This window comes from Methylobacterium sp. 1A (genome assembly GCF_058072805.1).
The window spans coordinates 253,771-278,193 of the sequence record NZ_JBYQVE010000003.1 but is presented as its reverse complement, the minus strand read 5'-3'; the positions used below and the strand labels follow the sequence as shown (position 1 = coordinate 278,193).

21 protein-coding genes are annotated in these 24,423 nt (G+C 72.1%); 13 read left to right on the top strand and 8 right to left on the bottom strand.

What is annotated here, in order from left to right; translation table 11 throughout:
- Nucleotides 1-136: 136 nt before the first annotated feature.
- From bhcA to bhcD, 4 genes are all read left to right on the top strand, one after another.
- Nucleotides 137-1,327, top strand: coding sequence for an L-aspartate--glyoxylate aminotransferase BhcA (gene bhcA, locus ACX9MN_RS32865; RefSeq protein ID WP_056530226.1), 1,191 nt, complete (start codon nt 137-139; stop codon nt 1,325-1,327).
- An 11-nt stretch (nt 1,328-1,338) separates the two neighbouring features.
- Nucleotides 1,339-2,298 carry a beta-hydroxyaspartate dehydratase BhcB gene (gene bhcB / locus ACX9MN_RS32860; protein ID WP_056530229.1) on the top strand — a complete coding sequence of 320 codons (960 nt, stop codon included), beginning with the start codon at nt 1,339-1,341 and terminating at the stop codon, nt 2,296-2,298.
- A gap of 19 nt (nt 2,299-2,317) precedes the next feature.
- Nucleotides 2,318-3,475, top strand: a complete 1,158-nt coding sequence (gene bhcC, locus ACX9MN_RS32855) for a 3-hydroxy-D-aspartate aldolase BhcC (RefSeq protein WP_489726484.1) — start codon at nt 2,318-2,320, stop codon at nt 3,473-3,475.
- A 145-nt stretch (nt 3,476-3,620) separates the two neighbouring features.
- Complete coding sequence (bhcD, locus tag ACX9MN_RS32850) at nt 3,621-4,586, top strand: iminosuccinate reductase BhcD (protein ID WP_427509986.1); 966 nt, start codon at nt 3,621-3,623, stop codon at nt 4,584-4,586.
- Between the two features lie 340 nt (nt 4,587-4,926).
- On the opposite strand, the gene ACX9MN_RS32845 is transcribed toward bhcD, so the two are convergent.
- Complete coding sequence (locus ACX9MN_RS32845; protein ID WP_489726483.1) at nt 4,927-6,285, bottom strand: 8-oxoguanine deaminase; 1,359 nt, start codon at nt 6,283-6,285, stop codon at nt 4,927-4,929.
- A 440-nt stretch (nt 6,286-6,725) separates the two neighbouring features.
- On the opposite strand from ACX9MN_RS32845, the gene ACX9MN_RS32840 reads away from it, so the two are divergent.
- From ACX9MN_RS32840 to ACX9MN_RS32815, 6 genes are all read left to right on the top strand, one after another.
- Nucleotides 6,726-8,117: a nucleobase:cation symporter-2 family protein gene (locus ACX9MN_RS32840; protein ID WP_010686656.1), complete on the top strand. Its 1,392-nt coding sequence runs from the start codon at nt 6,726-6,728 to the stop codon at nt 8,115-8,117.
- 11 nt (nt 8,118-8,128) lie between these two features.
- Nucleotides 8,129-10,966: a xanthine dehydrogenase family protein molybdopterin-binding subunit gene (locus ACX9MN_RS32835; protein WP_489726482.1), complete on the top strand. Its 2,838-nt coding sequence runs from the start codon at nt 8,129-8,131 to the stop codon at nt 10,964-10,966.
- Nucleotides 10,963-11,508: a (2Fe-2S)-binding protein gene (locus ACX9MN_RS32830; protein WP_447715097.1), complete on the top strand. Its 546-nt coding sequence runs from the start codon at nt 10,963-10,965 to the stop codon at nt 11,506-11,508. Before ACX9MN_RS32835 ends, ACX9MN_RS32830 begins: the two co-directional genes overlap by 4 nt.
- 8 nt (nt 11,509-11,516) lie before the next feature.
- Complete coding sequence (locus ACX9MN_RS32825; protein ID WP_489726481.1) at nt 11,517-12,845, top strand: c-type cytochrome; 1,329 nt, start codon at nt 11,517-11,519, stop codon at nt 12,843-12,845.
- Nucleotides 12,846-12,870: 25 nt separating this feature from the next.
- Nucleotides 12,871-13,887 (top strand): hypothetical protein, encoded by a 1,017-nt coding sequence (locus ACX9MN_RS32820; RefSeq protein ID WP_489726480.1) that lies wholly within the window; start codon nt 12,871-12,873, stop codon nt 13,885-13,887.
- A gap of 238 nt (nt 13,888-14,125) precedes the next feature.
- A complete protein-coding gene (locus ACX9MN_RS32815; protein ID WP_489726479.1) occupies nt 14,126-15,055 on the top strand; it encodes a LysR family transcriptional regulator in 930 nt (309 codons plus the stop codon).
- Nucleotides 15,056-15,065: 10 nt separating this feature from the next.
- Here ACX9MN_RS32815 and uraD read toward each other — a convergent pair whose 3' ends face one another.
- The 3 genes from uraD to ACX9MN_RS32800 are packed head-to-tail and all read right to left on the bottom strand — an operon-like array spanning nt 15,066 to nt 17,830.
- Nucleotides 15,066-15,575 (bottom strand): 2-oxo-4-hydroxy-4-carboxy-5-ureidoimidazoline decarboxylase, encoded by a 510-nt coding sequence (gene uraD, locus ACX9MN_RS32810; protein ID WP_489726478.1) that lies wholly within the window; start codon nt 15,573-15,575, stop codon nt 15,066-15,068.
- Entirely contained in the window at nt 15,572-16,528 is a 957-nt protein-coding gene (puuE, locus tag ACX9MN_RS32805; protein ID WP_489726477.1) for an allantoinase PuuE, read from the bottom strand. Before puuE ends, uraD begins: the two co-directional genes overlap by 4 nt.
- Nucleotides 16,529-16,570: 42 nt before the next feature.
- Nucleotides 16,571-17,830 (bottom strand): urate hydroxylase PuuD, encoded by a 1,260-nt coding sequence (locus ACX9MN_RS32800; RefSeq protein ID WP_020094529.1) that lies wholly within the window; start codon nt 17,828-17,830, stop codon nt 16,571-16,573.
- Between the two features lie 276 nt (nt 17,831-18,106).
- Between ACX9MN_RS32800 and uraH the strand changes: the two genes are divergently transcribed.
- A complete protein-coding gene (uraH, locus tag ACX9MN_RS32795; protein WP_489726476.1) occupies nt 18,107-18,472 on the top strand; it encodes a hydroxyisourate hydrolase in 366 nt (121 codons plus the stop codon).
- 51 nt (nt 18,473-18,523) lie between these two features.
- On the opposite strand, the gene ACX9MN_RS32790 is transcribed toward uraH, so the two are convergent.
- Nucleotides 18,524-19,423 carry a helix-turn-helix transcriptional regulator gene (locus ACX9MN_RS32790; RefSeq protein WP_056530262.1) on the bottom strand — a complete coding sequence of 300 codons (900 nt, stop codon included), beginning with the start codon at nt 19,421-19,423 and terminating at the stop codon, nt 18,524-18,526.
- Nucleotides 19,424-19,588: 165 nt separating this feature from the next.
- Here ACX9MN_RS32790 and ACX9MN_RS32785 point away from each other — a divergent pair, with 165 nt between their 5' ends.
- Together ACX9MN_RS32785 and ACX9MN_RS32780 are read left to right on the top strand one after the other, a co-directional pair.
- The gene (locus ACX9MN_RS32785) at nt 19,589-20,170 is read left to right on the top strand and encodes a DUF308 domain-containing protein (protein ID WP_489726475.1); all 582 of its coding nucleotides are present in this window, start codon (nt 19,589-19,591) and stop codon (nt 20,168-20,170) included.
- 108 nt (nt 20,171-20,278) lie between these two features.
- Entirely contained in the window at nt 20,279-21,073 is a 795-nt protein-coding gene (locus tag ACX9MN_RS32780) for an ABC transporter permease (protein ID WP_489726474.1), read from the top strand.
- Between the two features lie 41 nt (nt 21,074-21,114).
- Here the strand turns inward: ACX9MN_RS32780 and ACX9MN_RS32775 are convergent, their stop codons facing one another.
- The 3 genes from ACX9MN_RS32775 to ACX9MN_RS32765 all read right to left on the bottom strand — a co-directional run bounded on the left by ACX9MN_RS32775 (nt 21,115) and on the right by ACX9MN_RS32765 (nt 23,888).
- A complete protein-coding gene (locus ACX9MN_RS32775) occupies nt 21,115-21,534 on the bottom strand; it encodes a RidA family protein (protein WP_489726652.1) in 420 nt (139 codons plus the stop codon).
- A gap of 166 nt (nt 21,535-21,700) precedes the next feature.
- Nucleotides 21,701-22,693, bottom strand: coding sequence for an alpha/beta fold hydrolase (locus ACX9MN_RS32770; RefSeq protein WP_489726473.1), 993 nt, complete (start codon nt 22,691-22,693; stop codon nt 21,701-21,703).
- Nucleotides 22,694-22,952: 259 nt separating this feature from the next.
- Entirely contained in the window at nt 22,953-23,888 is a 936-nt protein-coding gene (locus ACX9MN_RS32765) for a site-specific integrase (protein ID WP_447682300.1), read from the bottom strand.
- Nucleotides 23,889-24,423: the final 535 nt, after the last annotated feature.

The window sequence follows — 24,423 nt, the reverse complement described above, 5'->3', positions numbered from 1 at the left end:
CTCACAACGGAAAAAGGTAAGACGTTGCCACAGCGTGTCTTTTTGCGCTTCACTCGTCGATGAAAAAGTTTTTCAAGAAAATATCAATACGGTGTCGGCGGTGCTATCGTTCCCGTATTGGAGGAGAGCGCCGCCGATGTTCGCACAGAATCCCGTCTTCATTCCCGGCCCGACCAATATGCCGGAAGTGCTTCGCCGCGCGGCCGACATGCCGACGCTGGATCACCGGTCGCCGCTGTTCGCGCAGATCCTTCATCCGGCGCTCGCCGGCGTGAAGAAGGTCCTGAAGAGCGAGGACGCCGAGGTGTTCATCTTCCCGTCGACGGCGACGGGCGGCTGGGAGACCGCGCTCTCCAACACGCTCAGCGCCGGCGACACGGTGCTGGCGGCGCGCCACGGCATGTTCAGCCACCGCTGGATCGACATGACGCGCCGCCACGGCCTTGATGTCCGGATGATCGAAGCCCCGTGGGGCGAGGGGCTTCCGGCAGATCGCTTCGCCGAGGCCCTCGCGGCCGACAAGGCGCACCGCATCCGGGCCGTGCTCGTCACGCACAACGAGACGGCGACCGGCGTCCGCTCGGACGTCGCCGCCGTGCGCCGCGCGCTGGATGCCAGCAACCACCCGGCTCTGCTGCTGGTCGACGGCGTCAGCTCGATCGCGTCCATGGATTTCCGCATGGACGAGTGGGGCGTCGATGTCGCCGTGACGGGCTCGCAGAAGGGCTTCATGCTGCCCGCGGGCCTCGCCATCGTGGCGTTCTCGCCCAAGGCCATGGCCGCCACGGCGACGGCGACGCTGCCGCGGACCTATTTCGACATCCGCGACATGGCGAAGGGCTACCCCAATGGCGCCTATCCCTACACGCCGGCGGTCGGGCTCCTGAACGGCCTGAAGCTGTCGACGGAGCTGCTCCTGGCCGAGGGGCTCGAGACCGTCTTCGCCCGGCACCGCCGCATCGCGGACGGGATCCGCGCCGCCGTCGCCGCCTGGGGCCTGGAACTCTGCGCCGCGCGCCCGGACCTCTACTCGGACACGGTGAGCGCGATCCGCACCCCGGAGGGCTTCGACGCCACGCGGATCGTCACCCACGCGGCGCGCCACTACGACGTCGCCTTCGGGGTGGGCCTCGGCGAGGTCGCCGGGAAGGTCTTCCGCATCGGCCACCTCGGCAGCCTCACGGATGTGATGGCGCTGTCGGGGATCGCCGCCGCCGAGATGGCGATGGCCGATCTCGGCCTGCGCATCGCGCTGGGATCGGGGGTCGCGGCCGCGCAGGCGGTGTACCGCCGCGCCCCGGCCGCCGCCCTGCGCGCCGCCGCCTGAGGGGGCGCGCCATGGAAAGCGCCCTGATCACGCCCACCCTCGACGACGTCCTGGCCGCCCACGAGCGCATCCGGCCCTACATCCACGAGACGCCGGTCCTGACCTCGCGGATCATCGACGAAGCGGCCGGCGCGCAGCTGTTCTTCAAGTGCGAGAACCTGCAGAAGGCCGGCGCCTTCAAGGCGCGGGGCGCCTCGAACGCCGTCTTCAGCCTCACCGACGCGCAGGCTGCCCGGGGCGTGGCGACCCACTCGTCGGGCAACCACGGCACCTGCCTGTCCTACGCGGCGGGCCGGCGCGGCATCCCCTGCACGGTGGTGATGCCGCGCACCGCGCCCCAGGCGAAGAAGGACGCCGTGCGCGGCTACGGCGGCCGGGTGGTGGAGTGCGAGCCGTCCACCTCATCGCGCGAGGCCGTGTTCGCCGAGGTCGTCGCCGAGACCGGCGCGGAGTTCGTGCATCCCTACAACGATCCCCGCGTCATCGCCGGGCAGGCGACCTGCGCCCGCGAGCTGATCGCGCAGGTCCCGGATCTCGACGCGGTGATCGCCCCGATCGGCGGCGGCGGCATGGTGTCGGGCACCTGCCTGACGCTGGCCGGGCTCGCCCCGCACATCGCCGTCTACGCGGCGGAGCCCGAGCAGGCCGACGACGCCCATCGCAGCCTGAAGGCCGGGCGGATCATCGCCGACGACGCGCCGGTGACGGTCGCGGACGGGCTCAAGGTGCCGCTGAAGGACCTCACCTGGCACTTCGTCCGCCACCACGTCGCGGATATCCTCACGGTCTCCGAGGCCGAGATCGTCGCGGCGATGCAGCTGATCTGGAAGCGGCTGAAGATCGTCATGGAGCCGTCCAGCGCCGTCGCCCTGGCGGCAGTGCTGAAGAATCGCCCCGTCTTCGCGAACAAGCGGGTGGGCGTGATCATCACGGGCGGGAACGTCGATCTCGACGCGCTGCCCTGGCAATAACGGGAGGCCCACGATGCACATGAACGCCCGATCCGCCGATCTCGAAGTCGGCTTCGACGTCCCCGCGCTGCCCGGTATGCGCGAGGACGAGATCCAGACGCCCTGCCTGATCGTCGATCTCGACGCGCTGGAAGGCAACATCCGCAAGATGGGCGACTACGCCAAGGCGCACGGGATGCGCCACCGCGCCCACGGCAAGATGCACAAGTCCGTCGATATCCTGAAGCTTCAGCAGAGCCTCGGCGGCGCCTGCGGCGTCTGCTGCCAGAAGGTCTCGGAGGCGGAAGTCTTCGCCCGAGCGGGCATCAAGGATATCCTGGTCTCGAACCAAGTGCGCGACCCCGGCAAGATCGACCGGCTGGCGCGGCTGCCGCTGCACGGCGCCCGCATCATCGTCTGCCTCGACGACGTGGCGAACGTCGCCGACCTCTCGGCGGCGGCGCAGCGGCACGGCACGCAGCTCGACTGCTTCGTCGAGATCGATTGCGGCGCCGGCCGCTGCGGCGTGCGGACGACCCCCGAGGTGGTGGCGATCGCCCAGGCCGTCGCGGCCGCGCCGAACCTGCGCTTCGCGGGCCTCCAGGCCTACCAGGGCGCCATGCAGCACATCGACGGCTACGAGGAGCGGCGGGCCAAGCTCGACGCGGCCATCGCCCAGGTGCGCGACGCCGTCGCGGCGCTGAACCGGGAGGGCCTCGAGCCGGAGCTCGTCAGCGGCGGCGGCACCGGCAGCTACTATTTCGAGGCGGGATCCGGCGTCTACAACGAGCTGCAATGCGGCAGCTACGCGTTCATGGACGCCGATTACGGGCGTATCCGCGACCGGGACGGCAACCGCATCGATGCGGGCGAGTGGAGGAACGCCCTGTTCATCCTCACCAGCGTGATGAGCCACGCCAAGGCCGACAAGGCGATCTGCGACGCGGGCCTGAAGGTGCAGTCGGTCGATTCCGGCCTGCCCTTCGTCTTCGGCCGCGACGACGTGAAATACATCAAGTGCTCGGACGAGCACGGGGTGATCGAGGATCCCGAGGGCCGGCTGAAGGTCAACGACCGTCTACGCCTCGTCCCCGGCCACTGCGATCCGACCTGCAACGTCCACGACTGGTATGTCGGCGTCCGCAACGGCCGGGTCGAGACGCTCTGGCCGGTCTCGGCCCGCGGCAAGGCCTACTGAGGCACCCTGCACGCCGTCCGTCATCGCGAGCGCGGCGCAGCGATCCGAGGACGCGCCTCGACGGGGCCCGCTGCCCTGGGTCGCTTCGCGACGCCCGCGATGACGGGGACGACATGCCGGCTCACGAATTGAGGACACATCCGCGATGATCATCGTTCCCGAGCACGCGATCGACGGGCTGTTGACCGAGGCGGAGTGCTTTACCGCCGTCGAACAGGTCTTCGCCTCCATGGCGCGGCGGCGAGCCGGCAACTTCCCGGTCGTCCGGGAAGCCATCGGCCACGCCGACGCGCTCTACGGCTTCAAGTCGGGCTTCGACCGGGACAGCCTCGCGCTCGGCCTCAAGGCCGGCGGCTTCTGGCCCGGCAACGCCGCGAAGGGCCTGACCAACCACCAGTCGACGGTGTTCCTGTTCGACGCCGATACCGGCCGCTGCCGGGCCGTCGTCGGAGGGAACCTCCTCACCGCGCTGCGCACGGCCGCGGCCTGCGCCATCTCCGTCCGGCACCTCGCCCGCAAAGATGCGCGGGTGCTGGGCATGATCGGCGCGGGCCACCAGTCGGCGTTCCAGCTGCGCGCCGCGCTGGCGCAGCGGCCGTTCGAGCGGGTCCTCGCGTGGAACCTGCATCCCGGCATGTTCGGCCGGATGGAGGCGGTGGCGCGGGAGCACGGCGTGCCGTTCGAGGCGGTCGACCTCGACCGGCTCGGGTCCGAGGCCGACGTCGTCGTGACGATCACGTCCTCGTTCGCGCCGATCCTGAAGGCCGTGCAGGTCCGGCCGGGCACGCACCTCGCCTGCATGGGGACGGACACGCGCGGCAAGCAGGAGGTGGAGGCCGAACTGCTCGCCGCCGCCACGGTGTTCACCGACGAGGTCGCGCAGTCGGTCAGCATCGGCGAGGCGCAGCACGCTGTCGCGCGGGGGCTCCTCGCCGCGGATTCCATCGTGGAGATCGGGGCGGTGATCAACGGCGATCACCCCGGCCGCGTCTCGGAGTCCGAGATCACCCTGTTCGACGGCACCGGGGTCGGGCTGCAGGACCTCGCGGTCGCCGCGGTGGCGGTCGACCGCGCGGTGGCCAAGGGGCTGGCGACGGAGGTGGAAGTCTGACGGGCTCGACGGGCGCGGCCCGAGGGCAATACAGTTTCCGTCCGAATGCTGCGGTCGACGCATTCCTCGCCGTCATCACGAGCAAAGCGAAGTGACCCAGGGTCGCGCGACCTTTACAGACGTTGCGCGGCTGGCTTGCTTCGCTTCGCTCGCAAAGACAGCCGCGCATGAATTATCAATCGAAGGGATTATAAGAGGGCATTACTCAAGCCTCCATCTCTGGGTGCCAGGATCTTCTCAAATCTCCAGCGGACATCGACGTTCGCCCGATCCTGGAGCCGCGCCGCCGAACCCGATGTCTGGATCCGCGAGCCCCTCTGCGGAGGATGAGTAGGCCGGCCTACGCCTCGTCCCGCACGAGGGCCGCCGCGAGGGCGTTGTGGCGGGCGGTCAGCGCCCCGGCGTCGAGGGTCGTCAGGCGGCCCTCGCGGACCACGATCCGCCCGTTGATGACGCTCCAGGCCACCGTCTGCGGCGCGCAGAAGGTGAGGGCGGCGACGGGGTCGTGCAGCGCCCCCGCCATGCCGAGGCCGCGCAGGTCGAAGGCGACGATGTCGGCCGCCATGCCGGGGGCCAGCGCGCCGATATCGTCCCGGTTCAGCACCTTCGCGCCGCCCAGCGTCGCGATCTCCAGCGCCTCCCGCGCATTCATGGCCGCCGGCCCGAAGCCGACGCGGGCGAGCAGCATGGCCTGCCGCGCCTCGCCCAGCATGTGCGACCCGTCGTTGGAGGCCGAGCCGTCGACGCCGAGCCCGACCGGCACGCCCGCGCACCGCATCTGCCGGACGGGCGCGATGCCCGAGGCGAGGCGCATGTTGGAGCAGGGACAGTGGGCCACCCCGGTCCCGGTCCGGCCGAACAGCGCGATGCCGGCGCGGTCGAGCTTGACGCAGTGGGCGTGCCACACGTCGGGGCCCGTCCAGCCCAGGTCGGCGGCGTACTCCGCCGGCGTCATCCCGAATTTTTCCAGGCTGTAGCGGACGTCGTCGTCGTTCTCCGCGAGGTGGGTGTGGAGCGAGACGCCGTAGTGCCGGGCCAGCTCGGCGGCATCGCGCATCAGGCCGCGGCTCACCGAGAACGGTGAGCAGGGCGCCACCACGATCCGGCGCATGGCGAAGCGCTCCGGATCGTGCCAGCGCTCGATCACACGGCGCGTGTCTTCGAGGATCGCCGTCTCGTCCTCGACGACCGAGTCCGGCGGGAGTCCGCCCGCGCTCTCCCCGACGCTCATCGCGCCGCGGGCGGCGTGGAAGCGCATGCCGATCTCCTCGGCGCCCTCGATGGAATCGTCGAGCCGGCAGCCGTTCGGGTAGATGTAGAGGTGATCGCTCGACGTGGTGCAGCCCGAGAGGATCAGCTCCGCCATCGCGGTCTGCGTCGAGACGCGGACCATCTCGGGCGTGAGCCGGGCCCAGATCGGGTAGAGCGCCTTCAGCCAGCCGAACAGCTCGGCGTCCTGCGCGGCCGGCACCGCGCGGGTGAGCGTCTGGTACATGTGGTGGTGGGTGTTCACGAGGCCCGGCATCACCGCGTGGCCGCGCATGTCGAGGACGGTGTCGGCCCGCTGCGGCACCTCGGCGGCGGGGCCGACGGCGACGATGCGGTTGTCCTCCACGTAGACCGCGCCGCCGGGGATCTCCCGGCGCTGCGCGTCCATCGTCACCAGGATGTCGGCGTTCGTCAGCAGCAGGGAGGTCATCGCGTCTCTCCGGGTGCGCCCTGGAGGCCGCGCCGGACGGGCCGCGACGCCTCCCCACGGCCAGATGCCGCCCTCTGGCAGCAGGAACGCCGTGCCGGGCGCACCGTCTCGGGGCCGTCAGCGGGCCGCAGCATACGGCAGCCGCCACCGGTCACCTTGGCGATTTTTCGCAAACTGCTTCCGAAATCCCGGCATGGCATTCGCGGCCAGCCATGCAAGGTTTGAGAGCCAGCCAAGTCGGCAGCGCATGACCCCGGAGCGGCCGCCGAGAGCCCGCTCCCCCGCCCCCGGGTGGGCCGCCACGGCCCGCCCTGCGACTGGCCCCACACCCGCTCCTGGCGGCCCGGACCCGGAAGAGGTCCGGCCACCGCTGCCGGGTCCCCGACGACACCATCACGGGACGACGCCTCGACAGGTCCCGGCTGGCGGAGGACACGCCCATGACGTCTCACGACAGGACAACGCGCGAGGTGGACGCGGTCGACGCGATCCCGCCCCTTCCCAAGCTCCTCGCCTACGGCATGCAGCACGTGCTCGTGATGAGCGCGGGGGCTGTCGCGCCGCCGCTCATCCTCGGCGCGGCGATGAACCTGCCGACCGAGACGGTCGCCTACCTGATCAACTGCGACCTGCTGGTGACGGGCATCGCGATCCTGATCCAGTCCCTCGGCCTGGGGGTCTTCGGCATCCGCCTGCCGGTCATCATGGGCGTCAGCTTCGCGGCGGTCGGCCCGATGGTGGCGATGGCGCAGGACCCGACGATCGGCCTGCCGGGCATCTTCGGCGCGACCATCGGGGCGGGGGTGTTCGGCCTGCTGCTCCGGCCGTTCTTCTCCAGGCTCGCGAGCTTCTTCCCGCCGCTGGTCACCGGCACGGTCATCCTGATCATCGGCGTCACGCTGCTGCCGGTCGGGATCAACTGGGCGGGCGGCGGCTTCGGGGCCGCCGATTTCGGCGCCCCGGTCCATCTCGGCGTCGCGGCCTTCGTGCTGGCGGTGATCCTGGTGGTCAGCCGCTTCGCCACCGGCTTCGTCGCCAACGTCGCCGTGCTGATCGGCCTCGTCGCGGGCCTGTGCCTCGCCTGGCCGCTCGGCCTGTTCCGCCTCGACGGGCTGGCCGAGCGCCCGCTCATCGCCCTCGTCACGCCGTTCCACTTCGGCTGGCCGACCTTCCACCTGACGGCCGTGGCGGCGATGTGCATCGTCATGATGGTCACGCTGGTCGAGTCGACCGGCATGTTCCTGGCGGTGGGCGACATCGTCGGGCGCCCGGTGGACAAGCGGACCCTGACCCGCGGCCTGATGGCGGACTCGCTCTCGACGCTGATCGCGGGCTGCCTCAACACCTTCCCGCACACCTCGTTCTCCCAGAACGTCGGCCTCGTGAACATGACGCGGGTGCGCAGCCGCTACGTCACGGTCGCGGCGGGCTTCATCATCCTGGGCGTCAGCCTCCTGCCCAAGGTCGCCTTCGCGGTGGCGTCGATCCCGCCGGCCGTGCTCGGCGGCGCCGGCATCGTGATCTTCGGCATGGTCGCGGCGGCGGGGCTCAAGATCGTGGGCGGCGCCGATCTCGGGGATCGCCGGAACCAGATCGTCGTCGCGGTCAGCATCGGCCTGAGCCTGATCCCGATGGCGGCGCCGAAGCTCTTCGCCGCCACGGCGCCGGACTGGGCCGGGCCGATCCTGCACAGCGGGATCACCCTCGGCGCCATCGGGGCGATCGTCCTCAACCTGCTGCTGAACTCGGACCGTCTCGGTGCCGGGGCCGAGCACCGCGTCGCCGACGCGGAGCCCGCCTTCCCGCACGCGGCCGTCCTGGACCGGGCCTGAGGGGAGAAGCCATGTCGGCCGAGACCATCAAGGCGCTCTCGCGGCGCCACTTCCTGAAGGCCGGCGCGGCGGCGGGCGTCGCCGTGAAGGTCTCCTTCCTGGCACCCCCGGCCCGGGCGCAGCTCGCCGAGACCGGCCTGTCCGCCGGCTCCCCGTGGGCCGCGCCGGGCCGGCCCCGCTACCGCCTCGACGCCGTCGCCAAGGTCACGGGCGCCAAGACCTTCTCCCGCGACTACCGGGCCCGCGACCTCGCCGGCTGGCCCGACGGCCAAGCCCACGCCTTCCTCGTCGCGGCGACCCGCGCCGACCGCCGCTTCACCGGCCTCGACCTGTCGCGGCTCCCGGCCGCCCTGCGGCCGGACCGGATCGTCCGGCACGAGGACCTGGTGGCGGACGGGGTCTCGGTCCCGCACGCCGACTTCTTCGGCGACTGGTTCCTCGTGCCGCAGGGCGAGACGCCGCGCCTGCTCGGGCAGCCGGTGGCGATCCTGATCTACGCCGACTTCCCGCGCTTCGCCGCGGCCAAGCGCGCCCTGCGCTTCGCCGACGACGTCGTGCAGTACGGCGCCGAGACCGGTCCCAGGCCGCCGGCCCATTACGGCGCCTCGCGCTGGGTGCGGATCGAGGGCGACGCGCCGGACGCGCCCGACCGGTTCTCGCCGTTCGCGCAGTCCCCGATCTTCGCCGGCTTCTCCGGCGACGAGCCCGCCTGGCCGAAGGCCGGCGACGACGGCCCCTTCGCCCGGGGCATGGCGGCGGCGGCCGCCGTCGCCGCCGAGATCGACGGCGCCGGCGCGGACGCCCTGGTGATGCGGCGGACCTACCGGTCGCAGTCGACGGACGCCTCGGCCATGGAGGCCGACAACGGCAACGTCTGGTACGATCCGGCCACCGGCACGCTGCGCCTGATGATGGCGACGCAGTCGCCCTACGACGTGGCCGAGGCCGCCGCCGCGCTGATCTCGAAATCCCGGTTCCCGCTCAGGGAGGTCGATCTCAAGGTCGGCTACACGGTCGGGTACGGGACGAAGGACCACCACATCTTCCCGTTCCTCTGCGTCGTGGCCGCGCTCTACGCGGGCGGCCGGCCGGTGCGCCTCGCCAACGACCGGTTCGAGCAGTTCCAGAACGGGCTGAAGCGCCACGCCTTCCGCATGGACAACGTCCTGCTGGTGGACCGGGCCAGCGGCCGGTTCCGGGCCATGACCGGGCGCTTCGCCTGCGACGGCGGCGGGCGCCCCAACTACTCCGTCGCGGTCTCCTTCGTCGGCGCCACCGCGGCGCAGTCGATCTACTACCTGCCGAAGAGCGACTTCCAGGCGATCGCCCTGGCTTCGCGGGCCGTGGAGGCCGGATCGACCCGGGGCTTCGGCACGCTCCAGACCATGTCGGCCACCGAGATGATGGTCGACGAGGCGGCGGCGCTCCTGGACATCGACGCGATCGACCTGCGCCTGCGCAACGTGCTCCGCTCGGGCCAGCGCAACAGCCAGGGCGCGGTCCCGGCCGGGGCGCTGCGCAACGCGGAGATCCTGACGAAGGCCGCCGCGCACCCGCTCTGGCGGGACCGGGCGGCGCGCAAGGCCGCCTACGAGGCCGCCCATCCCGGCCGCCGCTACGGCGTCGGCTTCGCGCAGGTGCACAAGGATTACGGCACGGGCGCCGAGGCGGCGATCGCCTCGCTGGAGCTCGACCCGCGGGGCCGCCTGAGCCTGCGCCACGTCGCCCACGAGATGGGCCCGGGCGTCACCACCTCGCAGGCGGTCATGGTGGCCGAGATCCTCGGCCGAGTGCCTTCGGAGACCGCGTTCGGCGTGGTGCGCTGGCCCGAGATGCCGCTGGAGACCTCCGACCAGCCCTACACGACGCCCCAGGAAGAGGAGGACCGCCGGGCGCAGAACCCCCGCTGGACCCCGCGCTTCACCTCGCCGATGAGCGCGACCAACTCCGCCTACTACCTCGGCCACGCCACCCGGACGGCCGCGCGGTTCCTCGTCGACCACGCCGTCTGGCCCGCCGCCCGCGCGCTCTGGGCGCGGGGCGGCGGCGGCGGGGCGCTGGCCTCCTACCACGTGGTCGCCCGCGACGAGCTGCGGCTGGTGGACGGCCGGGTGCTCGGTGGTGGTCTGCCGCCGCTGTCCCTGGAGGCGGTGGCCGCCGAGGCGCACCGGCTCGGGCTGCCGGTGGGCGTGACCCTCCACACCTTCAACCGCTGGCAATGGGCCGAGGCCGAGTTCGACCTGCCCGGAACGGGCCGGACGCGCCTGCCGATCGACGCCCTGGCGGTGCGCTACGGCGCCGGGGCACCGCCCGAGCGCCGCGCCCTGATGGCGGATGCGGGCTGGCACTTCGTGCCCCGGGCGGCGGTCTTCTACCCGCCGACCCAGCGCAACAATGTCGGCACGACCTACTACGCGCCGATGGCCACCCTGGCGGAGGTCGCGGTCGACACCGCCAGCGGCGACGTGACGATCCTGTCCCACCACTCGATCCTCGAGTGCGGCCGCCAGATCGTGCCCGAGCTGGTCTCCGGCCAGGTGCAGGGCGGCCTCGCCATGGGGATCGGTCACGCCCTCAAGGAGGTGCTGCCCCTCTACGAGGACGGCCCCGGCGACGGCACGTGGAACTGGAACCGCTACGAGCTCCCCCGCGCCCGCGACGTGGCCCCGTGGAACCAGACGGTGGAGATCCTGCCGCCGCTCTCCGAGACCGACCCGCCCAAGGGCATCGCCGAGGTCGTGATGATCGCCGTCGTCCCGGCGCTGGCCAACGCCGTCGCGCACGCGATCGGCCACCGCTTCCACGAACTCCCCATCCGGCCCGAGCGCATCCGCGAGGCACTGGCATGAGCGCCGCCATCGAGATCAAGGACCTCTCGCTCCGCGTGAACGGCGCGGCGGTCGGTCCGATCCCCGTCCCCGTCGGCACGAGCCTGCTCGACGTCCTGCACGAGTGGCTGGGCCTCACCGGCAGCCGCATGGGCTGCGGGCAGGGCATCTGCCACGCCTGCACGGTGATGCTGGAGGAGGCGGCCGGCCCGCGGGAGATGCGCGCCTGCATCACCGGCGCCCACTGGTTCGAGGGGCGCAGCATCCGCACCGTCGAGGGCCATGCCCGCACCGCGCCGGACGGCACCGTCGTGCTCTCGCCGGTCCAGCAGGCCTTCATCGAGACCTTCGCCTTCCAGTGCGGCTACTGCACGCCGGGCTTCGTCACCGGGGCGAGCGTGCTCATCGAGCGCCTGCGCCGCGAGCCGATCCGCCGCGACGAGGTCGAGCGGGTCGTCACCGAGGCCCTCGACCGCCACATCTGCCGCTGCACGGGCTACGTCCGCTACCATCAGGCGGTGCGCGACCTCGTGCTGGCGACCCCCGGTCTGGTGACCGCGTGAGGCGCGCCGTGCGGATCCCGTCCCTCACCACCCCCGCGCGGCGCGCCGGCGCCGGGCTCGCCGCCGCCCTCGCGGTGGCCGTCTCGGCGGCCGGCCTCGTCGCCTCCGGCGCCCTGGAGCGCAGCGTCGTCGCGCGCGACGTCGAGACCCCGCTGAGCGCGGAGGCCGTGCGCGGCCTCGCCCCCCGCGGCGCCAAGGTCGCCGCCGCGGCCGACTGCTTCGCCTGCCACACCGCCCGGGGCGGCGCCCCCTGGGCGGGGGGACTGCCCCTGGAGACGCCCTTCGGCACGATCCACGCCACCAACATCTCGCCGAGCCCGCAGGGCATCGGCGGCTGGAGCCGCGCCGACTTCCACCGGGCCCTGCGCGACGGGATCGCGCCGGGCGGCCGCCACCTCTACCCGGCGATGCCCTACACGTCGTATCGCGGCCTGACGCCGGAGGATGTCGACGCCCTCTACGCCTACCTGATGACCCGCGCGCCGGTCGCGGTGGAGAACAGGGCCAACACCCTCGCCTTCCCGTTCGACCAGCGCTGGACCCTGGCGGCCTGGAACCTCCTGAGCCTGCCGGCCACGGTCGCCGCGCCCGATCCGGGCCGCTCCCCCCTGTGGAACCGGGGCCGCTACGTCGCCGACGCCCTCGGCCATTGCGGCGAGTGCCACACGCCGCGCAACGCGCTCCAGGCCATGCGACCGGACGCCGTCTATCGCGGCGCCACGATCGAGGGCGTCGAGGCGCCCGACATCACGCCGGCGGGCCTCGCGCGGATGGGCTTCACCCCGCACGGGCTCGTCGGGTTCATGCGCACGGGCCTCTCGGCCCAGGGCGGCGCGACGCACCAGATGTTCGACGTCGTGCATTTCTCGACGCAGCACATGGACGCGGCCGACCTCACGGCGCTCTCCGCCTACCTGTTCGACCGCGACGCCCTGCCGGCCGAGCCCGAGACGCCGGTCGCCGCCACCCCCGCGGCGATCCCCGCGGCGGTCGCGGCCCGGGGACGGTCCAGCTACGCCGGCCTCTGCGCCGGCTGCCACGGCGGGGCGGGGGAGGGGATCCCCCACGTCTCCGTGCCGCTGCGGACGAACACCGCGATGCGGGTCGCGGGCGCGGGCGGTCTCCTGCGGGCGATCCTCGTCGGGCTCCCGGCGCAGCGCTTCCCGGGCAACGAGCGGATGGAGGCCATGCCGCCCTTCGCCGCCCTGATCGACGACGCGGCGCTCGCCGACCTCGCGACCTGGATGCGGGCCGAGTGGGGCGGGCAGGGTCAGGCGGTCACGCCGGACGAGGTCGCGCGCCAGCGCGCGGGTTTGCGGGCCGACGCTTCGCACTGAAGGCGGCCGGGAGGAGGGGGCGGACATGACCATGGCTTGTCGGATCGCGGCCGCGCTGCTGCCGCTCGGGATGACGTGCGCGGCGGGGGCGCAGGACCTCGGGACGGCCTCCTCGGCGCCGGTGGCGCCCGAGGCCACGACGGTGGTGGAGGACGGCCCGTTCTTCCTCTTCGCCGACACCCAGATCAGCTACCGCTACCAGTTCCCCACCGTCTCGCCAGGCGTCCAGATCCAGCGCCCCGACGGCAGCTTCGTCTCCCGCGCGGCGCCCAAGCACATCCTGAACATCTCCCACGCCGATGCCTGGGCCTACGGGACGAACTTCTTCTCCCTCGACATCCTCAAGTCCGGGTCCCAGTTCCCGGCCGGCACCACCAACGCGCCGGGCTCCGTCGCCGCCCCGTTCTTCGCCGATTACGGCAACACCGAAGCCTACGGGCTGTATCGCGGCACGCTGAGCCTCAACGCGCTGACCGGCACGAAGGCTTTCACCGTCCCCGGCCTCGTCAAGGAGGTGTCGCTCGCCTTCGGCTTCGACGCCAACGCCCAGAACGACGCCTTCGGCTCGAAGAAGCGCGACATCGTCGGCGGCCTGAACTTCGCCTTCGACGTGCCGGCGGGCTTTCTCAACCTCTCCGTGCAAGCCTACAAGGAGTGGAACCGGAACGGGTTCAATCTCCAGCCGGACCGCGACCAGAGCTTCGACACGGTCCCGGAATTCGAGCTGGTCTACAACTTTCCCCTGACCTTCACGGGGCTGCCGCTCAGCCTCGTCGGCTTCAACAACATCGTGCTGCCGAAGGGGCGGGGCGTGAGCAACCCGGCCGCCTACGCCTTCAACCCGCCCCGCGGGCTCGAATTCCTGTCGCGCACCAACCTCGTGCTCGATCTCGGCAAGCTCGTCTACGATCAGCCCAACCGGGTCGATGTCTTCGTCGGGTTCCAGTACTGGCACAACAAGTTCGGGAACGTCGAGACCGCGACCTTCAAGGGCACGGAGGAGAAGAGCTTCCTCGCCGGCGTCGCGTTCCACGTCTTCTGATGCCGTTTCGGTTGATCAGATCGATTCCGCCGTCGTTGCGAGCGGAGCGAAGCAATCCAGCCGGCACCACGTTCCCCGATGTCCTGCAGCCCTGGGTTGCTTCGCTGCGCTCGCAATGACGGAGCGGGCTGCACCGACCGAAGCGTCACGCCGCGGAGGATGATCGGGTCGGACGCCGAGTTCACATTGTCGGGACAGTCCGTTGACAGGTCCGAACTGCTCCTGACGATCCCCGCTCATGATTTCTCTGGAGAGCATCCGCATCTTCCTGCGCTCGGCGGAGACGGGGAGCTTCTCGGCCGCCGGCCGCTCGCTGCGGCTGTCACCGTCGGTGGTGAGCTACCGGATCCAGACCCTGGAGGAGCATCTCGGCTGCCTCCTGCTCACCCGGACGACGCGGCGCATGAGCCTCACGGAGGCCGGCCGGATCTTCTACGACCGCTGCCTCGACATCACCGCGGCGGTCGAGCAGGCGGAGAAGAGCGTCGAGACCGCGGGCGCGGTGCCCCGCGGGGTGCTGAAGGTGACGGCGCCGCTCGGTCTCGGCCGCCGGGTCGTCGCGCCGCTCGTGCCGCGCTTCCGCGACCGCCACGGCGAGACCGATGTCCGGCTGCGCCTGTCGGAGCACCTCCTCGACCTCGTGCAGGAGGCGGTCGACGTCGCGGTCCGCCTGTCGCAGATGCGCGATTCCACCTTCACCCTGCGCAAGGTCGCGGAGATCGAGCGGGTCCTGTGCGCGGCGCCGGCCTACCTGGCCGGGCACCCCGCGCCCGCCGAGCCGGCGGACCTGCTGCAGCACGATTGCCTGCTGCTGCGCTATCCCGGCGCCGAGCAGTTCCGCTGGACCCTGGTCGACGGCCAGGAGACCGTGACCCTGCCGGTCTCGGGGCACATCGACGCCGACGACGGCGACACGCTCACCGCCTGGGCGCTGGCCGGCGAGGGCATCGTCCTGAAGCCACTGTTCGAGGTCGCGGCGCACATCGCCGAGGGCCGGCTCGTCCCGGTCCTCGAGCACACCCCGCCGACCAGCGTGACGCTCGGCCTGCTCTACCCGTCCCGCAAGATGCTGTCGGCCCGGACCAAGACCTTCGTCGACATGACGCACGAGGCCCTGCGCCAGCACGTGAGCGAGCAGCTCGCCCTGGTCGGCCGCCGGGCGGTCTGAGGCGGGCGCGTCAGGCCGCGACGAGGGCCTCCAGGCGCAGGGCGGCGATCCGTCCGACCTGCCGCAGGGCCTCGGCCCGCTCGGTCTCCGGCGGGTTGCCGAGCCGCTGCTCCAGGCGGGCGAGGATCGCGTCGCGGTCGAGGCCCCGGACCGCGATGATGAACGGGAAGCCGAAGCGCTCGGCGTAGGCCCGGTTGAGGTCCTGCAGCCGCGCCACCGCGGGGGAGGGGCCGCCCAGCAATCCGCTTCCCGCCTGCTCGCGGCTGGAATGCGCGGTGAGCTCGCCGCGCTGGGCGGCCCGCCCGGCGAGTTCGGGATGCGCCCGCAGCAGGGCGAGCTGGCGGACCCGGTCGGCGCCGGCCACCGTCGCCTCCATCGCCGCGTGCAAATCCGCGCGCCCCGCGAAGGGCCCGCGGTCGAAGGCCGCCTCGGGGACCCAGGGGGAATGCTCGTAGACCTCGGCGAGGAGGTCCACGAAGGCGTCGCGCGCGAGCGCGTTGAGCGCGGCGATGGTGATCACGGACCTGTCCTCTCCGGGGTCGGTCCCGCCGCCGGGGCGCCGGGAGGATGGTGGGCCGCCCAGTGCCGGGCGATGTCGATCCGCCGGGTCACCCAGACGTCGGGACGGGCCAGGACGTGGTCGAGGAACCGGGCGAGGGCCGGCAGGCGCGCCGGGCGCCCGACGAGGCGGCAATGCAGGCCGATCGACAGCATCTTCGGGGCGCTCGCCCCCTCCTCGTAGAGGCAGTCGAAGGCGTCGCGCAGGTGCGCGAAGAACTGCTCGCCCGACGGGAAGCCGCCGGGGATCGAGAAGCGCATGTCGTTGGTGTCGAGGGTGTAGGGCACCACGAGGTGGTCCCGGCCGGCGACGCGGACCCAGTAGGGCAGGTCGTCGGCGTAGCTGTCCGAATCGTAGAGGAAGCCGCCCTGCTCGACCACGAGCCGCCGGGTGTTCGGGCTGTCGCGGCCGGTGTACCAGCCGAGCGGCGTCTCGCCGGTCAGGCTCCGGATCGTCTCGACCGCGCGGGCGAGGTGCTCCCGCTCGATCGCCTCCGGGACGTCCTGGTAGGGCAGCCAGCGCCAGCCGTGGCCGGCGATCTCGTGGCCGTCGCGGAGAAACGCCTCCACGGCGGCCGGATTGCGGGCGAGCGCCTGCGCGACGCCGAAGACCGTGAGGGGCACGCCGCGCTCGCGGAACAGGCGCAGGATCCGCCAGACGCCCGCGCGCGCGCCGTACTCGTAGAGGCTCTCCATGCTCATGTGCCGCGCGGGGAAGGGCGTGGCCCCGGCGATCTCGGAGAGGAAGATCTCGGCGTGGGGGTCGCCGTCGAGGACGGAGCGCTCGCCGCCCTCCTCGTAGTTCAGCACGAACTGGACGGCGACGCGGGCGCCGCCGGGCCAGCGGGCGTCGGGGGGCGCCTCGCCGTAGCCGACGAAGTCGCGCGGGGGGCCGTCTGTATCCGGTGCGGTCACGGGCGGGATCCTGCGTTGGCGCGAATAGACGGGGTCCGACGGTTATCGCGCGGCGAGCCAGCGGGCGAGCGCCGCGCGCTCCTCGGGCTGCATGTCGGTGATGTTGTTCGGCGGCATCGCGTGCGTCAGGACGGCCTGCAGGCGGATGGCCGGCGCGAAGCGCGCGACGTGCTCGGGGCTGTCGAGGAGCACGCCCTTGGGCGGGCTCGTCAGGCCCGGCCACAGGGGCTCGGCGGCGTGGCACATGGCGCAGCGCGTCCCGACCACGGCCATCACGGCGTCGTCGACCGCGGGGCCCTCGAGCGCGCCCGCCCCGGCCGCCGCGAGGCTGATCGCCGGGGCCGGAGCCGGGGCCGCCTCGGCGGCGGTCGACAGGCCGATTTGCTCGCGGGCGCCCGGCGACGAGGCGACGCTGATCGCGACCGCCACCGCCACACAGGCCGTCGCGACGCCCCAGGTCCACCAGCGGTCGCCCCCACCGGCGTTGCGCACGTTGAAGTAGTGGCGGACGACGCCGCCCGCGATCACCACGAGGCCGACGATGGTCCAGCTGTAGGGCGAGGACCACGCCATCGGGTAGTGGCCGGACAGCATGAAGAACAGTACCGGCAGCGTCAGGTAGTTGTTGTGGGACGAGCGGTTCTTCGCCTGCTTGCCCCAGGCGGGGTTCGGGACCCGGCCCGCGACCAGCTCGGCGATCGCCTTGCGCTGGTTGGGCATGATGACGAAGAACACGTTGCCGGTCATCCAGGTCGCGATCACCGCGCCCGTGTGCAGCATCGCGGCCCGGCCGGAGAAGACCTGCTGGAAGCCGTACGCGAAGGCGACGACCGTGAGGAACACGGCGGCCGCGAGCAGCGGCGGCCGGTTGGCCAGGGGCGAGCGGTTGAGCCCGTCATAGATCAGCCAGCCGAGGGCGAGGGCGCCGAGGCCGATGGCCGCCCCGGTCATCGGCGTGATCACGCGGACCGCCGGATCGATCAGGTAGAGGTCGGCCTGACCGTAATAGACCCAGCACAGCAGCGAGAAGCCCGACAGCCAGGTCGCGTAGGATTGCCATTTGTGCCAGATCAGGTGCTCCGGCATCCGGTCGGGCGCGACGAGATACTTGCGCACCTGGTAGAAGCCGCCGCCGTGCACCTCCCAGGCCTCGCCGCCCTTGCCGGTCGGGATTGCCGGAATGGCGCGCAAGCTGGCGTCGAGATGCATGAAGTAGAACGACGCGCCGATCCAGGCGATCGCGGCGACGACGTGGGTCCATCGAATGAGGAACCCGCCCCATTCGTGCAGGATCGGATACATGGGACGGATCCTCCGCGATCTGTCGTGGGGCCGGGTTCGGCCTCGATGTCGGCTCGTGGTTCGGCCCGAGCCGCGACCCCGGGTTTGCCCCGAACCGCGGCCGGCAGCGACCCGCCGCGGCGCCAAGGACCTTCAAAATCATTCGGGAAATGCCGGACGCTTTTCGGGTTGTCCGAGCCCCCCGCCCCGTGCTCGTCTCCACCGTCTCCTTCGGCCCGACAGACCTTCGCCCGCCTCGGGCCGCGGGCGCGGGCCTTTCCGTCCGGGAGGACGCCGATGGGCCATCTTTCGACACACGTCCTCGACACGGCCGCCGGCAAGCCGGCGGCCGGGGTCACCGTCGAGCTCCGGCGTCTGGTCGGGGACGGCAGCGGGGACGGCACCGGGGAGACCGTCGCGTCGGCCACGACCAACGGCGACGGACGGACCGACGCCCCCCTGCTCGCGGGCGACGCCCTGACGCCCGGGACCTACGAGCTCGTCTTCGCCGTCGGCGCCTATTTCGCCGGGACGGGTGCCGGCGCCGAGCGGCCGTTCCTCGACCGCGTGCCGGTGCGCTTCTGCGTCTCGGACCCGGACGCCAAGTATCACGTCCCGCTGCTCATCACGCCGTGGAGCTACTCCACCTATCGCGGGAGCTGACACGGGATCGGCCGGCATCGGCCCGGGCGGAGCCTGCCGGAGCGCCGGAACTCAGCTTTCCGGCCGCGCCCCGGCGGCGCGACCGGTCGCCTCCCGGGGCGAGTGGCCGAACAGCGCCTTGTAGGCCCGGCTGAACGCCGCCTCCGACTCGTATCCGACGCGCAGGCCGATCTCGCCGACGCGGGCGTCGCCCGCGGCGAGCATGTCCCGCGCGAGGTTCAGGCGCCACTCGTTCTGGTAGCGCAGGGGTGAGCGACCGACGAGCGCGTTGAACCGCTCGCAGAAGCTCGACCGCGACATGCCGGCGACGTCCGACAGGGCCTCCACGCTCCAGCGCTGCAGCGGCCTCTCGTGCATGACCTTGAGGGCGCGGGCGATGCGGGGATCGGCCAGGCCGGCCAGCCACCCCGACGTCCGGCCGAGATGAACCCAGGTCCGCAGCGTGCGTATGACCGCGAGGTCGATGATGCGCGAGATCATCAGGGCCGCGCCGGGTTCGGCGTCGGTCGTCTCGACCAGCAGGAAGTGCACGAGGCCGTCGAGCCATCCGGCGCCCTCCTCGCGCCGGATGCAGATCTGCTTCGGCAGGAGCGCGATCATGCTGCGGAGCGTGTAGGGATCGAACCAGAACCGGCAGGCGACGACGTCCGCGCCCTCGGCGGCGACCAACCGCCCGGTTCCGAGGCCGCGAGGCAGGAACAGCAGGTCGCCGGCGCCGACCGCGAGGGACTCGCCGTCGCCTTCGAGGATGAGGGCGCCCGCGATCACCACGAGGACGTGGCCTGCGCCGGCATCCAGATCCAGGCGCTCGCCCGGCGCGACCGGCCGGGACTCGACGCGGTCCCCGGTGAGGCGGATCTGCGCGAGCACGTGGGACAGCAGGTCGCCGGAGGCGGCGCTGCGCGGCCCGCCCTCCGGAAGATCGGTCAAGTTTTCCAGCGTTTCCGACATGGCTGGCCCCGGCTCCCGATCCTAAACGTGGGCCCATCGAAGCGCGTATTCGCTCGGCGCGTCCGGATCTACGAAGCTATAAATCGGCATCTATCGTGTCCATCTACCTTGTTCACGAATAGATCCGGTCCGTCGAGCCGCGCTCAGTACACGAAGGAGCCGACGATGAGAACCGACCCGCAGCGCGATCGCGGTCCTGCCTTGCCCTGGCTCACCGCCTACTACTTCGTGCGTGCCGGCGTCGCCGCCGCCTGGGTGGCCGCCGCGCTCGGCCTCGGGCGAGGCATGCCGGCGGTCGCCGCGACGCTCCTGGTCGCCTATCCCGCCTGGGACGCGTTCGCCAACCTGGCCGACGCCCGGCGCAACGGCGGCCTCGCGGGCAGTCCCAGCCAGGCCCTCAACGCGGCGATCAGCGCCGCGACCGCGCTCGCGGTCGCGGTCGCCCTCGGACGGGGCCCGAACGCGGTGCTCGCGGTGTTCGGCGCCTGGGCCATCCTTTCGGGACTGCTCCAGCTTCTCACCGGCGCGCGCCGCTGGCGGGCCGGCGCCCAGTGGGCCATGGTCCTGAGCGGCGCGCAATCGGCGCTCGCCGGCGGCCTCTTCATCCGGCAGGCGGCCGGCGCCGCGGTCCCCGGGATCGTGGATGTCGCGCCCTACGCGGCGTTCGGCGCCTTCTACTTCCTCGTCTCCGCGGCCTGGCTGACGGCGACGCGCCTGCGGGACGCGTCGCGGGCGCGCGCCGCCTAGGCGCCGGTGCGGCCGGGCGGATCCGACCTCGATCATCGCCCCGGCCCCTCCGGACATCCGCATCGTCGTCCCCTCCCGACCGCCGTCGGACAGCAGAGGCCATGCTCCATGGGCGCGCGAACGAGCGTGAAGCCGCGGAGGAACGCGGTCGAGGCCTACCTCCACGTCCTGCACGCGCTGATGCTGCGCGACATGCGCACCCGCTTCGGCGCGTCGATGTGGGGCTACGGGGTCGTCGTTCTCTGGCCGTGCGTGCACGTCTTCGTGCTGATCACGATCTACACGGTTCAGAAGCTGCCCGCGCCGCTCGGCGACGACAGGGCCCTGTTCTTCGCGACGGGCGCCGTGCCCGTGCTCGTCTTCCAGTACATCTCGCGTGAAGTCATGAAGTCCGTGATCGTCAACCGGCCGCTGACCTACTACCCGCAGGTCAGGCTGTTCGACCTGGTGTTCTCCCGCGTGCTCGTCGAGATCGTCACCGGCTTCCTGGCCCTGCTGGTCGTGAGCGGTGTCCTGGTCGCGCTCGGCACGAACCCGGTCCCGGCGGACCCGCTGACGGCGGTGGGCGGCTATCTCGCCGCGATCGCGCTCGGGATCGGGATCGGCACGATCAACGTCGCAATCATCGGCTTCTTCCCCGGATGGCTGATCGGCTACGCCCTGTTCAGCATCATCCTCTACGTGTCCAGCGGCGTCCTCTTCCTGCCGAGCTACTTGCCGGAACGGCTGTACTACTGGGCCAAGTTCAATCCGGCCCTGCAGCTGGCGGAATGGATGAGGTCGGCCTACTACCCGGCTGCCGGACTGCAGGTCGACCATCTCTACGTCGTCGTGTTCGGCCTGACCGCGGCGTGTGTCGGCCTGGGCCTGGTCGTGCGCGGCGGCGGCCAGCTGCGAGGCTGAGCGCGGACGCGTCCGATCGGCCCGGGCGCGGAGGACGCGGCTCAGCCCGATCGCACGTCCGACGACGGCGACGTCGCGCCGCCGCGGTGGGCGATCAGGTCGATCTCGACCAGGGCGTCGTAGGCGAGCCCGGTCGTGCCCACGCAGGTGCGGGCCGGCAGCCGGTCGGGCGGGAAGAAGGATCTGTAGGTGGCGTTGAAGGCGGCGTAGTCGCGCTTGAACTCGGTCAGGAACGCGCGCGCGACGACGACGTTCTCGAGGCCGAGGCCGAGGCCGGCCAGGACCGTCGCGAGATTGGCCATCACGTTGCGGGTCTGCGCCTCGATCCCGTCGGGCAGGACGCCGGGCCTGTCCGGCGTGTCGGGCATCTGACCCGTGACGAAGACGAAGCCGTCGACCTCGACCGCGTGGCTGAAGGGGGCGACCGGCTGCGGCCCTCCGGAGACCATGTGGAACAGCATGGCCGACGAGGCGGACTGGGGTTGCGGCACCGCGATCTCCCTTGCGACGGGCGCGACCCGCCCGATCTCCGTGATCCAGGTCCGCGACCGTAGGGTCACGATCAGGCCGGGGATAGTGTCGGATGCGGCGGTCCGATCCGGTCCGCGCCATGCCCGGTGGAGAGGGTCAGAAGAAGCGCCGAATCTCCTCCGCGATCGCGTCGCCGTCCGTCTCCAGGGCGAAGTGCCCGGTGTCGAGGAAGGTGACGCGCGCCTCCGGGATGTCGCGCCGGAACGCCTCGGCGCCGGGCGGGATGAAGAACGCGTCGTTGCGCCCCCAGACGGCGAGGAGCTTCGGGCGGCGCGCGCGGAAGAAGGCCTGGATCAGCGGGTAACGCTCGAGATTGCGCTTGTAGTCGAGCTTGAGCGTGACCTGCCGGTCGGCATTGCCCGGCCGCGCCAGGATGGCCGCGTCGAGCGTGTAGGCCTCGGGCTCGATGCGGGACGGGTCGGGCACACCCTGGACGTAGGCGGCCCTGACGCCGTCGAGGGTCATGCGGGCGCGGATCGCCGCGACGGCGGCCGCGTTCGGCGCGGCCCAGTAGGCCCGCAGCGGCGCCCAGGCCGCGTCGCCGAGCCCGTCGAGATAGGCGTTGCCGTTCTGGGACACGATGCCGGCGACGCGGTCGGGATGGGCGAGCGCCAGATCCCATCCGACCGGCGCCCCGTAATCGAACGTGTAGAGGATGTAGCGGTCGAGGCCGAGCGCGCCGACGAACGCCTCCGTCGTGCGCGACAGCGACGCGAAGTCGTAGACGTAGGCGCGATCCTCCGGGACGTGCGTGAACCCGAAGGCGGGCAGGTCCGGCGCGATCAGGCGGAAGCGATCGGCCAGCCTCGGCATGAGGTGCCGGAAGTAGAAGGACGAGTTGGCGAAGCCGTGCAGCAGCAGGATGACCGGGGCGTCGGGGCGACCGGCCTCCCGGTAGAAGACGTCCACGCCGTCGGCCCGGACCGTGCCGTGGCGGACCTCTCCGGCCCGCGCGGGGTGGACCTCCGCCCGCACGGTGCCCGACGCCGCCGCGCCCGTCGCCAGCACGCCGCCGGCGAGCACACGCCGCCGCGTCGCGCGGGCCGGTCCGCGCCCCGTCATCTCGTCTCCGTGCGTGTGTCGCGTCATGGCGCGCCTCATCCTGGCGGGACGGCATGCGTCGGGATCGTCACCGCCGGGTCGGACGGCGCGACCGTCGTGCGGGACGGCGATCGGCCTGACCGGGCCGCGGCCCGGACGCGCGAACCCGACGGCGCGACCATGATGCAGGGACGCGGCGCGCTCCGGAACAGCGAGTCGTCGCAATTCACCATTCCCTGCCGTGAAACGGTCGACGGCCGCCGCGGCGATCGCGGGCCTCCCGACGGTCTGACGCGCCGCCCCGGCGCTAGAGGCCGAGGTTGCGGCCCGGATGCGCGTCGGCGAGCTTGGCCCGGCGGACGTAGCCCCGCATCGTCTTGAGATCCCGGTGGCGGGAATGCGCCATGATCTCCTCGTCGCGCGATCCGCGCCTGTACGCCTCGGTGATGAAGCCCGCGCGGAACCCGTGGGCGGAGATGCGCTCGCGCGGTCCGGCGACGAGGCCGGCTTCCGCCGCGCGCTTCTGAACGATGCGGCCCACCGAGTCCGGATGCAGCCCGTCGTCCATCACGGTGCCGTCCGCCCGGACGGCCCGGAAGACGTAGCCGTCGGCCGGCGCCGCCTGCAGCCAGCGCCGGAGCGCGGCAACCGGACAGGTCGCGGGGCTCCCGCCCGCCAGGACGGTCACGACCGTGCCCTCGCCGTCCTGATCACCTTTCGAATGCGGCAGGAAGACATCGACGGCGCCGTCCCGGAACGCGAGATCTTCGCGGCGGATCCGCGCGACCTCGGAGCGCCGGAACGCGCCGGCGAAGCTCAACAGGAACAGGGCGCGGTCCCGGAGCGCGGCCACCGTCCCTTCGCAGGCGGCGACGATCCGGAGCGTTTCGGGCACGCCGAGCGCGGCGGCCTGCTTCTTCGGCCTGCCGTAGCGCCGGAACATCCCGCGCAGCGCCGCCCGGACGGCCGGATGGGCCGGGATCCACGGCAACCCCTGGAGCTTGTGCGCCTGACCGATCGTGACGAGCCGACGCTCGATCGTCGCGCGCTTGTGGGTCTCGGCCATGGAGGTGAGGTAGCTCGCCACCTGCTCTGGACCCGCGGGGAGGGGCGCGAGATCGTGGCCGCTGCACCAGCGCGCGTAGTGCTGCCAGTCGGCGCGGTAGGCCCGACGGGAATTCTCCGAGAGCGCCTCGTCGGCGAAGGCGCGGGCGCGGGCGGCAAGCGTGGCGGGCAGCGTCATGGCTCTCTCCCTCGGTCGCGCCTGAGCGTGACGCTACGTCTGATAAGAAAGGGTTATCAGACGCTGGCCGATGCGGCGCGGCTTTAGCCTCCCCGCTACGTGGAGGAGGGTGGGCTGCGTGCCTCGCGAACGGTCCACGCGCGGACGGGACGTTCCCGCTCCGCGACAGGTCGGGAACGGCGCGCGATCGCGCGGCTCTGCGGCCCGGCATCACCCGCCGCGGCGAGTCGGAGCGTCCAGCGGAACCGTGTGATCGGGTCGGGGGTGGCGCCCCCTCGCCTCCGCATCCGGGCAGACGGTCCGCCAACGGTCCGAGCCAGCCGCCCGGCCCGCCGGCAGTGCTTCTCCGGTTCGTCCGGATGGTCACCCTCCGGCAGCGTCGCTGCGCCCGGGTCGCGACGTTGGAACACCGCCGCGGGAGGTGTCCGTGCGTGCGGTCACGCGCTCCACGGTAGTTCATCCAGTGGTTGTGAAGCACGCCGCGGAACTTTAATCCCGGACGATCGCGGTTTTTATTGATCACGCTCTGACGCCG